Annotated in this window: 8 protein-coding genes; 5 read left to right on the top strand and 3 right to left on the bottom strand. The window is 70.7% G+C overall.

Annotated features, from left to right (window positions below):
- The coding region (locus HUA78_RS23325; RefSeq protein ID WP_174477180.1) for a hypothetical protein at positions 1-4,698 on the top strand (4,698 nt) is incomplete at its 5' end.
- A gap of 37 nt (positions 4,699-4,735) precedes the next feature.
- Here the strand turns inward: HUA78_RS23325 and HUA78_RS23320 are convergent.
- On the bottom strand, positions 4,736-5,389 hold the full coding sequence (locus tag HUA78_RS23320) for an SDR family oxidoreductase (protein WP_174477179.1): 654 nt from the start codon (positions 5,387-5,389) through the stop codon (positions 4,736-4,738).
- A 108-nt stretch (positions 5,390-5,497) separates the two neighbouring features.
- On the bottom strand, positions 5,498-6,709 hold the full coding sequence (locus HUA78_RS23315; protein ID WP_217442073.1) for a phosphatidylserine/phosphatidylglycerophosphate/cardiolipin synthase family protein: 1,212 nt from the start codon (positions 6,707-6,709) through the stop codon (positions 5,498-5,500).
- A 142-nt stretch (positions 6,710-6,851) separates the two neighbouring features.
- Between HUA78_RS23315 and HUA78_RS23310 the strand changes: the two genes are divergently transcribed.
- From HUA78_RS23310 to HUA78_RS23295, 4 genes are all read left to right on the top strand, one after another.
- Positions 6,852-7,394, top strand: coding sequence for a DUF2378 family protein (locus tag HUA78_RS23310; protein WP_141645851.1), 543 nt, complete (start codon positions 6,852-6,854; stop codon positions 7,392-7,394).
- Positions 7,395-7,431: 37 nt separating this feature from the next.
- Positions 7,432-8,091 carry an exopolysaccharide biosynthesis protein gene (locus HUA78_RS23305; RefSeq protein ID WP_141645850.1) on the top strand — a complete coding sequence of 220 codons (660 nt, stop codon included), beginning with the start codon at positions 7,432-7,434 and terminating at the stop codon, positions 8,089-8,091.
- 150 nt (positions 8,092-8,241) lie between these two features.
- Entirely contained in the window at positions 8,242-11,784 is a 3,543-nt protein-coding gene (locus tag HUA78_RS23300; protein WP_174477178.1) for a serine/threonine-protein kinase, read from the top strand.
- On the top strand, positions 11,777-12,664 hold the full coding sequence (locus tag HUA78_RS23295) for a methyltransferase domain-containing protein (RefSeq protein ID WP_371745644.1): 888 nt from the start codon (positions 11,777-11,779) through the stop codon (positions 12,662-12,664). The genes HUA78_RS23300 and HUA78_RS23295 overlap by 8 nt, the downstream gene beginning before the upstream one ends.
- On the opposite strand, the gene HUA78_RS23290 is transcribed toward HUA78_RS23295, so the two are convergent.
- A complete protein-coding gene (locus HUA78_RS23290; protein WP_141645848.1) occupies positions 12,654-13,490 on the bottom strand; it encodes an SDR family oxidoreductase in 837 nt (278 codons plus the stop codon). The genes HUA78_RS23295 and HUA78_RS23290 overlap by 11 nt on opposite strands.
- Positions 13,491-13,506 lie beyond the last annotated feature (16 nt).

Genomic DNA, 13,506 nt, shown 5'->3' with positions numbered 1-13,506 from the left:
GGCGGTCTGTCACCTACGGGTGGTGGTTCTGGAACTTCGAGCGCTGCAGCGGCCGAGGCCGCGCGTCGCGCCGAGGAAGCTCGGCAACGAGCAGAGGAAGCGCGCAAGGCCGCGGAGGCCGCGCGCAGACAGCAGGCCGCCGCGCAGAAGGCCGCCGCCGACGCGCAGAAGAATGCGCAGAAGCCCGGGCAGAAACCGGAGGATGCCCAGAAGACGAAGACGGCCGCCGCCAACGCCGAGAAGGCGAAGCAGGCCGCCGCGCAGAAGGCCGCCGCCGCGGAGAAGCAACTCCAGGCCGCCGAGGAGAAGGTGGCCCTCACCGCGAAGAAGGCCGAGGAGGCCATGGGCAAGGCGAACACCGCCGCCACCCAGGAGAAGAAGACTCCTCCCTTCACCCAGAAGGACATCGACAGCGTCAAGCCGAAGAAGAACGAGCTTGTCTCCGCGTTCGAGGGCTCCAGTCGCACGGCCGAGCTGGAGAAGCTGCTCGGCACCACCGCTCCCCCGAAGGCGGAGGTCCCCGCGCCGAAGCCCGTGGACGGGTCGCCCGCCTCGCTCGACGCGGTGGATGCGAAGGACGTCCAGGACGCCTCCAAGCTGGCGGACGGACAGAAGTTCACCGACCCGTCCTCGGGCGCGAACTACGACGTGAAGAAGAACGCGTCCACCGGCGAGACGGTGCTGTCCGACGCGAAGAGCGGCAACACCGTCACCATCAAGCCCGATGGCAGCTACACGTCCACGGTGACGGCGAAGGAGTCACCGAAGGAAGGTGGCACGAGCGAGACGACGTGGACGAGGTCGTCGGATGCGCAGGGCAAGACCACCAGCCTGGAGTCGCGCAAGAGCCAGACGACGCAGAGCCCGGAGACGGGCGCCACCACCACCACGTCCACCACGAAGTACAACCCCGCTACGGCACTGCCCCAGTCGCGCTCCGAAGAGGTGCGCATGGAGAAGCCCTCGGCGGCGCTGGTGGGACGGCCCAACACGCCCCAGGGCCCGACGACGGTCACGACGGACACGGAGTTCAACGCGCAGGGCCTGCCCGCTAAGCAGGTGAAGAAGACGGAGATCCACACTCCGGGCTTCGACGCGAACGCCGTCAGCGACTTCGAGGCGAAGCAGGGCAAGGCCCTGAACGACGCCTCCAAGGGCGAGGACCACCACGACACGAACCGGGACCCCACCACCCTCAAGCCCGGCGAGTCCAGCCTCACGCTGACGGAGGAGACGCGCTTCAACGCGCAGGGCGAGCCCGCCACCTCCACGCAGAAGACGGAGTCGGTGTCCACGCAGCCGCTCGCGTCGGACAAGAACGGCAACGGCGTGCAGGTGGCGCGCAGCCAGCAGGAGGTCACCTACGGGCCCAAGGACGCCGCGTCCACCGACTCGCTGCCCGCCCTCACCAAGCAGACGCAGGGCAACATCACCAGCAACACCACCGTGACGGGGTATGACCCGGACGGCAGCCGCTTCGACGACGGCTACGCGAACCGGACGCAGACGGTGTTGAACTCCTCCGGCACCGTGGGCCCCGACGGCCAGCTCCAGATGAAGCACGAGCCCACGCAGGTGAAGAGCCTCCAGGAGGCGGACGACAACCGGTGGAAGTACGACCACGTCGAGTTCGAGACGGGCGCCGACGGCAAGGTGGCGTCGGGCGCGAAGCCCAAGGAGCTCGACAAGGAGCGCCAGCTCCCCTGGTACCAGGACGCGAAGGACTTCGTCACCGAGGGGCTCGGGGACCTGGCGGGCGCGGCGGGAGACTTCGCCAAGGACGCGCTGGGCTTCGCCAAGGACGCGGTGCTCAAGCCGATTGATTACGTCATCGACCAGGTGACCGCGCCCATCGAAGGCGCGGTGGCGGACGAAATCAAGAAGCTCAACAGCCCGGGCGACACGCTGACGTTGAGCGGCAACCTCGACGTCAAGGTGGGCCTGAAGGCCGGCATCGAAGGCGAGGTGGAGGTCGAGAAGACGGCCGACGGGAAGTACCAGCTGTCGGCGGAGGTGACGGGTGATGTCGGCGTGGGCCTGGTGGGCTCGGCGTCGGTGTCGGCCGGTGGCCGCATGGAGATGACGTTCGACACGCCGGAGGAGGCGGCCAAGGCGGCCGTCATCCTGGGCAAGGGGCCCGCGGCGCTGGCCTCCGGTGGAGAGGACCACAAGTTCCTCCTCGACCACCTGTCGGCGATGGAAGTGAACATGGGCGCGGAGGCGGAGGCGGGCCTCGGCGGGAAGCTGGGTCCGGCCAGCGCGGAGCTGTCGGCCAGCATCGGCGCGACGGCGAGCTTCCGGGTGGAGTTCGAGAACGGCAAGCCCACGCATCTGGTGCGGTCGCTCGAAATCGAGGGCTCCGGCGCGGCGAGCATCGCCGGAGGACTCAAGGGTGACGCGGGGCTCAACATCGGCGGAGAAGTCACCGGCTCCGTGAGCCTGGAGACGAAGATTCCGTTGGATGCCAGCAAGCTGGACGCCAAGGACGTGCTGGCGTTCATCGCGAGCCCCGCCACCGCGGCGTTCGCGGGGCCCGCGGAGACGAGCATCTCCGTGTCGGGCTCGGTGGACGCGGGGCCCGCGGGGAAGTTCTTCACCGCGGAGATCAGCGGGCTGAAGGGTGAGCAGCTCCAGCAGGTGACGAAGAACCTGATGGACGGCAAGTTCGACAACGCCTTCGACGGCCTGGACCTGGAGGCGAAGTTCACCTCGGGCTCGTTCAAGGACCGCGAGCTGGGCGTGGGCGCGAAGCTGGGCGTGGTGGACTTCGAGGTCAACGCCCGCCACCGCGACGTCACGGCCGAGGGCGCCAACGGCGGCGCGGGCACCACCGTCAGCGTCGGCGGACGCAGGCGCGACGGGACGTCGGGGAGCAACGGCTCCAACGGGTCGAATGGCTCGGATGGCACCAACGGCTCGACGGGGAATACCGGCACCACGGGCGGAACGGACCGGCCGGGCACCACGACGACGGGCACGAACAATCGACCCGGCACGACGACGGGCACCGACACCCGGCCCGGCACGACGGGTGGACCCGAGCAGACCGGGCGTCCTCCCCAGAACACGGTGGAGAATCGTCCCGCGCCCACCGAGTACCGGGTGAACCCCGCGACGGGACAGCTCATCCCCGTGCCCCCGACGGCAGGCCCGTCGCGCACGGACCGGCCGGGCGCCACGACGCCCGCGCAGACGCCCGAGGTGGGAACGGACAACACGGGACGTCCCCCCGTGCCCGTGGTGCGCAACCCCGAGCTCCAGGGTCGCACGACGCACGTGCGCTACGACGACGGCAGGGTGCGCATCGAGGCGGGCCCGGAAGCGACGGCCGAGGACATCCAGGCGCACATGGAGACGGCGCGGGTGCTCCAGCGCTACGAGGGCGCGGTGGGCAAGGCACGCCAGCTCATCGACAAGGTGAAGCAGGCCATCACCGGCATGCCGGGCTACGGCAGCCAGGGCTTCGAGTCCCGGCTCGAGGTGCAGAAGCTCTCCAACATCCTCCGGAGTCTGGAGGCCGCGCAGGCGACGCTCAATCAAGGCATCGCGGGTGCCACGGGCAATCAGACGCCGGCCACGGCCGCGCAGCTCGCGGACATGGAGCGGCAGATTGCCAGCGTGGAGAGCCAGCTCAACGCTCATGCGGCGCAGGTGGACTCCCTGACGACCGGCCGTGGATACGTGGCGCGCGAGGATGCGCCCACGTCCGCGAACGGGCGCCCGCTGCCGGAGGGCGTGCAGCAGGCGGTGAACACGGCCTGGAACAACCTGGGCCCCGAGGACCGCAGGACGTTGCAGACCGTGCTCGACAGCCAGGGGTTCGCCGGCCTTCAGGGCAACGAGCAGGAGGCGCTGGTGCGCCTGGCGGGAGGAAACAATCCGCAGCTGTCGCAGCCCATGCGGCAGTCGCTCTTCAACAACGTCAATCGTGGCTACCTGGACCCCAACGAGCAGAACGCCACGGAGCAGACCGACTATCTGCGGAGGTTCCTGTCGAGCCCCACGGGCGGTGACCGCGCCGGTGTTCCCCGACAGGTGCCCACCGTCCCGGAGCAGGGTGAACCTCGGCCTCTGGAGAACCCGACGAAGCTCCTCGGTACGCGGCCGTCGGGCACCACTGACCACCGCGTCACCGTGGGTGGGCGCGACTACATCGTGACCATGCCGCCCCCCAATCAGGTGCCCGCGGGAATGCACCTGCCCACCCTGGAGGAGGTCGCCCGGGGAATCGAAGCGCTGCCGCCCTGGGCTCGGGAAAACCTCAAGAATGTGACGGTGAGCAACCAGCCGCACAAGGATGACGCGAAGAACGCCCGGGCCACCGGCAATCCCAACTTCCGCGCGTACATGACCGCTGACCAGAATGGGCAGGTGTCCATCCATCCCGTACCCGACAAGCGCACGCAGGACCAGGTGAATGGAACCCTCGTCCACGAGCTGGCTCACACCATCTCCAAGAAAGAGTGGGGGGGGCCGAGCAGTCAGCAGTGGCAGGACTGGGCCGCCGCCGCCGAGCGCGACGTGGTGATTCCGTCCAACTACGCCACGGACTCCGCCGAGGAGGACTTCTCCGAGACGGTCAAGCTCTACGCGCAGGTCCGCGGCACGCCCCACGAGGAGGAGATTCGGGCCCTGATGCCGGAGCGGTTCCGGCTCCTCGACCAGTACTTCCCCAAGGTGACGGGCGAGACGCGCTGAGCGCGAGGCCCTGGCTCCAGGCCGGCACGTGGAGAGCTCACGCGCCGGCCGCCGCCACCTCCTGCCACAGCCTGTCCCCTTCGAGCACCGTGTTCAGCGGTGCTCGCTTCTGGGCGACATGCAGCAGCACGGCGGCCAGCTGGTCCAGGTGGATGGGCCGCAGCCCGCCCAGCAGCGGCAGCTTCGAGAGCGTGCGCAGCAGCGCGGGCGGGCGGTGGTACTCGCCCTCGAACGCGGGCGGGCGCACCACCGTCCAGGGGATGCCGCTCTCGCGCACCAGCCGCTCCGCTTCCGCCTTCGCCTTCAAGTAGGCCCCCACCGGCCGGCCCGCGCCCACCGAGCTGAGCAGGACAAGGTGGTCCACCCCCGCGCGCTTCGCCGCCTCCACGAGCTGCCGCGTGGTGCCGATGTCGCTCGACTCATACGTGTCCCCCGACGCGAAGCGCTTGCGCATCGTGCCGATGAGCTGGAGCACCGTGGTGCTCCCCTTCATCGCCTCGGCCAGCGGCTCGCCGCTCGCCAGTTCGACGACGGCCTTGCGCGGCCAGCTCCGCGCCGGCTCGGTGTCCGCGCTCTTGGGGCGCACGTGTGCAATCAACGGCACGTCGCGCGCCAGGGCCTGCTTCACCACGTTGCGCCCCGTGGCGCCCGTGGCTCCGGCGACGAAGAGAAGGCGGGATGGCTGCGTCATGGCGGCGGCTCCAGCGGCGGGAAGGGGTGGCCCCTCTTCAGCACACTGTCGCGAGGCTGCCCAGTCCGCCCACGAAGCGACGCCGCCTATCGGACGTGTCGCGCTTGCTCAGCGCCGCGCCTGCCCGGAGTCACCCACCTCGCGCGCGTGTGTCAGGTCCTCCAGGAAGAAGGCCTCCATCTGCTTCGCGGCGTCCAGGTCCTCCAGCACCAGCGAGCCCTCCTCCAGCACGTTGAAGGACAGCGGGTCGTAGTTGATGGAGCCCACCAGGACGAGCCGGTCATCCACGAGCATTGTCTTCGCGTGCATCATCGACGGCTGGTATTCCCAGACGCGCACGCCCGCCTCCAGCAACGACGAATACGTCGCGCGCTGCGCCACGGTGATGATCTCCTGGTCGTTGAGGTCCCCCGGCGCCAGCACGCGCACGTCCACCCCCGCGCGCGCCCGCTCCTGCAAGAGCTCCGACAGCGGCCCGTTCGGCGTGAAGTACGACTGGGCAATCCACAGCCGCTTCGTCGCCGCGCGCACCATCAACTGCGTCAGCCGCTCCGCTCGCGTCACCTCGGGGTTCGCGGTGCTGCCCACGAAGGCCGCCCAGCCCGCGCCCGCGTCGTCGAGCCCGGGCACCGGCTGCGCCAGCGTGGGGAAGTCGCTCACGGGCAACAGCTCTCCCGTCGTCTCCTGCCAGTTCTCCGCGAACGCTTGCTGCATCTGCTCCACCACCGGGCCCACCACGCGCGCGTTCGTGTCGCGCCACTCCTCCTCACGCAGGCCCTCGCCCAGCCACTCGTCCTGAATCGCCAACCCGCCCGTGACGCCGACGCGGCCATCCACCACCAAGAGCTTGCGGTGGTTGCGCGCCAGGTTCTCGTCCGCGGGCAGCGGTCGGAACAGGTGCGCCCGGCAGCCCGCTGCCTCCAGGCGTGGCTTCACGTCCGTCTCGAAGCCCGCGCTGCCCAAGGGGTCCACCATCACCCGACACGCCACCCCCGCGCGCGCCCGCTCGGCCATGGCCGCCACCATCCGGTCCGACGCACGCCCCGGTCGCCAGATGAACATCACCAGGTGCACGGAGGAGCGCGCCTTGCGAATCTCCTCCTCCATCACGTCGAACACGGCGCCGTTGTTGGCCCACGTCAGCCGGTTGCCCGGCGCCATGCGCACACCCACCGTCTGATACAGCGCCACCGCGAAGTCCGGCCCGTGTGAGCCCACCTCACCCGTGAGCTGGAACGGCTTCGGTCGCTCCTCCGTGCACGCGACGGGGCACCCCGTCAGCACCCACGCCGCCACCACCCATGCCACCCACCCGCGCATGCGCCTTCGAGATAGGCACGCGCACCCCCTGGGTCATCCCCGAGGACGAGACAGATGTTCACCAGTGGATGTTTCAGTTCCCGCGAATTCGGCAACCTGCCGGATGCGGAGCGCGGTGTCCTGTGTCTAGCATCCGCCCGCCTTGGACACCCGCGAGCCTCTCGTCTTCCCCCAGAGCTTTGAAGGCCTCATCCGCGCGCTGGGAGACCAGCTCGATGAGCGCTGCGTCGGCCGGCTCAAGCAGGTGGGCATCGACACGAACGGACGGCTCGCCCCCGCCTATCCGCTGGAGGTGTGGCTGGGCGCGCTGAAGGTGGCCGCGGACACGCTGGCGCCGCAGATGCCGCTGGAAGAGGGCGCCGTCGTCGTGGGCCGCCGCTTCGTCGAGGGCTTCGGCTCCACGCTCATCGGCAGCGCGCTGCTCACCACCGTGCGCCTGTTGGGGCCTGAACGGATGCTGGCGCGGATGACGCGCAACCTGCGCACGGGCACCAACTACCTGGAGGCGTCACTGGAGCCTCGGGGGCCCGGGCGCTACGCGCTCACCTGCCGGCCCGTGGTGGTAGCGGGCTTCTATGTGGGCCTCTTCCTCGCGGGACTCGAGGCCAGCGGCGCTCGTCACCCCTCCGTGCAGGTCGTTCGTCGGGAGGGCGAGGAGGCGGTGTACGACATCGCCTGGAGCTGACCACGGGCTGGCCGGTCGTGGTAGTCAGCGGGCGTCCATGTCCACGCCCTCGTCGTCCTCGCCCTCCGCTCAGTTCTCCGACACCCAGACCCAGTTGTCCGCCACGTTGCGGTCCCTGGCCGCGCGGCTGCCCGAGTCGCTCACCGTGCGCGAGCTGATGCAGTCGTGTGGCGAGCAGGGCCTGCTCCTCTTCTGCTGCATCCTCACCTTCCCCTTCCTCCTGCCCGTGTCCGTCCCGGGCGTGTCCACCGTGTTCGGCGCGCTCATCGTCCTCATTGGCGTGGGCGTGACGTTCAACCGCGTGCCCTGGCTGCCGCGCAAGCTGATGGACAGGAAGCTCGCGCGCGCGTCGCTCCAGCCCGCGCTGGAGAAGGGCGCCGACGTGTTCACCAAGGTGGACCGCTTGAGCAAGCCGCGGCTGCTCGCGCTCACCCACGGCGCCAGCACCAACCGCTTCAACGGCTTCATGCTGTTCGTCGCCGGCGTGCTGCTGATGGCGCCGTTCGGCCTCGTGCCGTTCAGCAACACCCTGCCCGCGCTGGCCGCGCTGTTCTTCGCCATCGGCATTCTTCAGCGTGACGGTTACGCCATCCTGGCGGGCCACGGCATGACGTTGGGCACCATCGGCTACTTCGGAGCCCTCATCTTCGGCGCCATCCAGGGCGGCCGGGGCCTGGCGAGCCTCATCGGCCGCTGAACATTCCGGCAGGCGGGCCCTCCTACCCCGGAGGGCAATGGGAAAGGCGCCCGGTGCCGGGTGTGTAACAACCCGTGTATCACCCGGGTGAAAGCAACCCCCCGGATAACCTGAATCTTCGTTATCATGCCGGCGGGCGGCCCCCCGCACATGCGTTCAATCCCACTGGATGCGACACAGCCTCGGCTCGAGGACCCGGCGCGCCGTCTCTTCGACGGCGAGGTCGTCGGGGGGCGCTACCGGATTGCCGACTTCCTGGGGCGGGGCGGCGCGGGCACGGTGTGGCGCGCGCAGGATTTGCTGAACGGCCCGGTCGCCATCAAGCGGCTGCACAAGACGGTGGAAGACCTGGTGAAGCCGCCCGTGGGCGAGAACACCCCGTCCTCCGCCGCGCGCCATGAGCTGGCGCTGTCGCTGGCGCACGAGTTCCAGACGCTGGCGTCGGTGAGACATCCCCACGTCATCAGCGTGCTCGACTACGGCTTCGATGCCGAGCACCGGCCGTACCTGGCCATGGACCTGCTGGAGGATGCGCGGCACCTGGTGCAGGCGGGCGTGAATCAGCCGCTCGACGTGCAGGTGGACCTGCTGGTGCAGACGCTCCAGGCGCTCGCGTACCTGCACCGCCGAGGCATCATCCACCGCGACCTCAAGCCCGCCAACGTGCTGGTGGCGCGCGGGCAGGTGAAGGTGCTCGACTTCGGGCTCGCCGTGGGACGCGAGCAGGTGCACCGCGCGCAGCCGGGCGGCACGCCAGGCTACCTGGCGCCGGAGCTGTTCGAGGACCAGCCTCCCTCGGAGGTGACGGACCTCTTCAGCGTGGGCGCCATGGCGTGCCAGATGATTTTCGGACGGCTGCCCTTCGACGGGAAGGCCCCGCCGGCACCCCCGGACTTCCCGGAGGCGCTGCACGAGGTGCTGGAGCGCCTGGTCTCCAAGGACTCGCGGCGGCGGCCTCGCAGCGCGGACGAGGTGATTGCGGCGCTGTGCGCGGCCACCCATCGCCCGGTGCCCGCGGAGTCCGTCACCACGCGCGAGAGCTTCCTGCAGGCCGCGCGCTACGTGGGCCGCGCGCGCGAGCTGTCGCTGTTGTCCTCCGTGCTGGACGCGGCGCTGCTGGGGCATGGCGGCGGGCTGCTGGTGGGTGGAGAGAGCGGGGTAGGCAAGTCGCGCCTGCTCGACGAGCTGCGGCCCCTGGCGCTGGTGCGCGGCGCGGTGGTGCTGCGCGGCCAGGCGGTGGCGGCGGGCGGCAGTCCGTATCAGGAGTGGCGCCCGGTGCTGCGCTGGCTGTCCATCCTCACGCCGCTGGATGACCGCGAGGCCAGCATCCTCAAGCCGCTGGTGCCGGACCTGGAGCTCATCCTGGGGCGCGCCGTGCCGGACCCCGCGGAGCTGGGCGCGGAGATGGCGCAGGCGCGCCTGCTGCAAGTGGTGGAGGACATCTTCTCCCGGCTGACGCAGCCCACGGTGGTGCTCCTGGAGGATTTGCACTGGGCCCACGGGGAATCGCTGCTGTTGCTGTCTCGGCTCGCCGCTCGCGCCACGGGGTTGCCGTTGCTGCTCCTGGGCAGCTTCCGCGACGACGAGGCGCCCACGCTGCCCACGCAGCTTCCGGGCCTGGACGTGCTGCGGCTGCCCCGGCTGGACGCGGGCGAAATCGCCGTCCTCAGCGAGTCGATGATTGGCCCGGCCGGGGGGCGGCCGCACCTGGTGGAGCTGTTGCGCCGCGAGACGGAGGGCAACCCCTTCTTCCTGGTGGAGGTGGCGAGAGCGCTGGCGGAGGAGGCGGGCGGGTTGGACCGGCTGGGCGACATGCCGCTGCCGGAGCGCGTCTTCGCGGGTGGCGTGCGACGACTGGTGCGGCGGCGCCTGGAGAAGGTGTCCGCCAGCTCGCGGGACCTGCTGCGCGTGGCCGCCATCGTCGGGCGACAGGTGGACGTGGCGCTCTTGAGGCACGCGGCGCCCGGCGTGGATGTGGAGCGCTGGCTGTCGTACTGCGCGGCGGCGGCGGTGCTGGACGTGGCGGACGGACACTGGCGCTTCGCGCACGACAAGCTGCGCGAGGGCGTGCTGGAGGAGTTGGCCGCGGCGGAGCGCCCGCTGTTGCACCGCCGGGTGGCGGAGGCGATGGAGGCGGCGCACCGCGATGGCTCGGAGCGGACGGCGGCGCTCTGCTACCACTGGGGCGAGGCGGGCGACTCGACGCGCGAGGCCGAGTACGCGCAGCGCGCCGGTGAAGAGGCCCTGCGGGTGGGTGCCTGTCGCGAGGCGCTGCCCTTCCTCGCGCGTGCGCTGGAGCGGGTGCCCGCGCGCGACGCGCTGCACCTGGGCCACCTGGAGGCGCTGCTGGCAGAGGCGCGCTTCCAGTTGGGCGAGCTGGCCGCGTTCCGGGGACACGCGGAGCGGGCGCTGCGGCACTTCGGCTGGCCGGTGCCCACCACGCGCATGGGCTGGGCCCTGGGCACGCTGGTGCAGGTGGGCCTGCGGCTGGCGCAGAGCGCGCGGCCGGACGCGTACGACGTGGAGACGGAGGAGCGGCGGCGGGTGCGTCGCGTCGCGGGCCGCTTGTTGATGCGGCTGACCGACGCGTTCATCTACGGGCAGGAGGCGCTGCCCGTGCTCTGGGCGGGCCTGCGCATGCTCAACCTGTGTGAGCCCGCGGGCGCGTCGTCGGAGCTGGCGCGCGGCTACACCAACATGGCGGTGGTGGCGGGCACGGTGCCGGTGCGTCCGGTGGCGGAGGCGTGGGTGGGGCGGGCGCGCGAGGTGGCCGAGCGCATGGGCAACCCCGCGGACCTGGCCTACGTGCTGTGTCGCAACGCCGTGTACTCGACGTACATGGCGCGGTGGGCGGAGGCGGAGGCGTGGCTGGAGCGGGCCATCGGCATCGTCGACTCGGTGGGTGACCTGCGGCTCGCGGAGGAGTGCCGCGCGCTCCTCACGGTGGTGTCCTGCTACCAGGGGAAGTTCCACCGGGGCCTGCCGCTGATGGACTGGCTGGAGCACTCGGCGCGGCGGCGCGGGGCGCTCCAGACGCAGCACTGGGCGCTGCACTACCAGGGGTACATCCATCTGCGCCTGGGGGAGCACGCGCGCTCTCGCGCGGCCCTGGAGCAGACGGTGGTCTGGACGGAGGCGCAGGGCGGCCTCACCGACCGCATCATCCTGGATGGCTCGCTGGCGCTCCTGCGGCTGCGCGAGGGAGACCTGGCCGGCGCGCGGGTGGCGGCGGAGAAGGCCCTGGCGAAGCTGGTGGCCGGAAAGTCGGTGGCGCACTTCATCTACTTCCCCGTCACGGCGGTGGCGGAGGTGCTGCTCACCCTCTGGGAACTCGAGGGGGGCCGCGACGTGTCGCTGCTGGAGAACGCGCGGGCGGCGTGCCGCGCGGTGGAGAGCTTCGCCAAGGTGTTCCTCTTCGCGCAGCCCGCGGCGAAGCTGTGGCGCGGGTTGGAGGCGTGGCTGTCGGGTGACGCGCCTCGCGCGTACGAGGCGTGGCGCGAGTGTGTCGCCATGTCGACGGCGAAGGAGACGGCGTACGAGGAGGCTCGCGCGCGGTTCGAGCTGGCGCGGCACCTGCCGCCCGAGGACCCGGCGAGACGTCCGCACCTGACACGCGCACTGGAGCGCTTCGAACACATGGGCGCGCAGGACGACCTGGCCCGGGCGAGGGTGCTACAAAGTCCGGGTGCGTAGCGGATTGGAAGCAGGGGACGTCGCGTTGCTGGCCTGCCCGGCCTGCGCCGGGACACTGGTGTTCCACGGCCAGCAGGAGGAAGGCCGCCTGTCGTGGGGCTGGCTGCGCTGCGGAGGGTGCGGTGAGGCGTGGCCGGTGAAGCGCGGACTCGCGCGGCTGTATCGCGAGGAGTCGGTGCGCGGCACGGACCGGCTGATGCGCGTCATCTACGACGGGCTGCCGGCGCTGCATGACCCGCTGACGAAGGTGCTGACGCCGCTGCTCCAGTCCGTCACCGAGTCGAAGATGCGCGCGGGCTACATCCGGCGCCTGGAGCTGGGCGCCTTGCCCCCCTCGTCGGACGATGGAGCGCCCCTTCGCATCCTGGAGGTGGGCGTGGGCGCCGGAGCGAACCTGCCGCTCATCCGTCGCGAGCTGGGCGCGGGACAGGAGGTCCAGGTCTGGGGCGTGGACCTGAGCGAGGGGATGCTGGGCCGCTGCCAGCATCGGCTGCGCAAGGGGAGCTACCCGGGCGTGCGGTTGATGATGGCGGACGGGCACTCGCTGCCGTTTCCCTCGGGCATGTTCGACCGGGTGCTGAGCGTGGGAGGAATTGGCGGCTATCGAGACCCGGCCGCGGGACTGCGAGAGCTGGCGCGCGTGGCGAAGCCGGGCACGCCGGTGGTGGTGGTGGACGAGCAGCTGGACGCGGCCCACCGACCCTCGCTCCTCCAGCGCGCCGCGTTCCGAGCGATAACGTTCTACACGCGCGACGCGCACTGTCCCCGGGAGCTCTTGCCCTCCCGCGCGACGGACGTGCTGGAGGAACAGGTGTCGCCGTTCTTCTACTGCCTGCGCTTCCGGATGCCGAAGCTCGCGGTGGTTCCCGTCACGGGTTGAGCACCAGGTCCAACAGACGCAGCGTCATGCCGCCGGTGAAGTCGATGGTGGCGCCGTTGAACCAGCCCGCCTCGTCACCGGTGAGCACGCCGACGAAGTTCGCCACCTCCTCCACCGTGCACATGCGTCCCGCGGGATTCATGCGCGCGTGGGCCGCCTCCAGTCGCACCAGGGCCTCGGGTGAGTACACGTGTTTCAGCGCGGGCGTGAGCACCGTGCCGAACTTGAGCAGGTTCACCCGGTGCCCCTTGCCGCCCAGCTCCATCGCCAGATAACGCACGTACATCTCCAGCGCCGCCTTCGACGCGCTGATGAGCGCCGTGTTCGACAGGTGCGTCTCGTCCAGCGAGTTCTGCAACCCCAGGAGCCGTGCGTCCGGCGCCAGCATGTCCTCGGCCACCAGCGCCTGCGCCCAGTACACGAACGAGTGCGCCATCGTGTCGAACGTCCTGCGCATGCGCCGCGCGTGGAGCCGGTCCTCACCCTCCGACAGGAACCGCCCTACCGATGCGCCTGCAATCGAGTGGACGAAGAGCTTCACCGAGCGAGGCCCCGCCACCTCGCGCAAGGCCTGCACACCCGCCTCCGCCGCCTCGGGCGTGGACGCGTCCGCCTGCCACAGCAGCGCGCGTCGTCCGGCCTCCTTCACCTGACGCTCCACCAGCGCCGCGTTGTCCACGTAGCGGCCCCGGTGGACTCCAAACACATCCAGCCCCGGCTTGCGCGCCACCGCGTTGGCAATCGCCGCGCCGGTGCCCGAAGAGGCCCCCAGGATGAGCGCCCATGGTCGCTCTCCCTTGCCTCTCTCCTCCTCCGAGTCGCTCATCGCCCCTCTGCCTTCC

The organism is Myxococcus sp. CA033, from assembly GCF_013336625.1.
Taxonomy (GTDB): domain Bacteria; phylum Myxococcota; class Myxococcia; order Myxococcales; family Myxococcaceae; genus Myxococcus; species Myxococcus llanfairpwllgwyngyllgogerychwyrndrobwllllantysiliogogogochensis.
The sequence above is the reverse complement of the archived record's forward strand: the minus strand, read 5'-3'. Positions and strand labels throughout refer to the sequence as shown.

Excerpts from the sequence above, each read along its gene's own strand:
- HUA78_RS23305 (WP_141645850.1), top strand. The coding sequence starts at position 7,432 with ATGTCCACGCCCTCGTCGTCCTCGCCCTCCGCTCAGTTCTCCGACACC.
- HUA78_RS23300 (WP_174477178.1), top strand. The coding sequence starts at position 8,242 with ATGCGTTCAATCCCACTGGATGCGACACAGCCTCGGCTCGAGGACCCG.
- HUA78_RS23290 (WP_141645848.1), bottom strand. The coding sequence starts at position 13,490 with ATGAGCGACTCGGAGGAGGAGAGAGGCAAGGGAGAGCGACCATGGGCG.
- HUA78_RS23320 (WP_174477179.1), bottom strand. The coding sequence starts at position 5,389 with ATGACGCAGCCATCCCGCCTTCTCTTCGTCGCCGGAGCCACGGGCGCC.
- HUA78_RS23315 (WP_217442073.1), bottom strand. The coding sequence starts at position 6,709 with ATGCGCGGGTGGGTGGCATGGGTGGTGGCGGCGTGGGTGCTGACGGGG.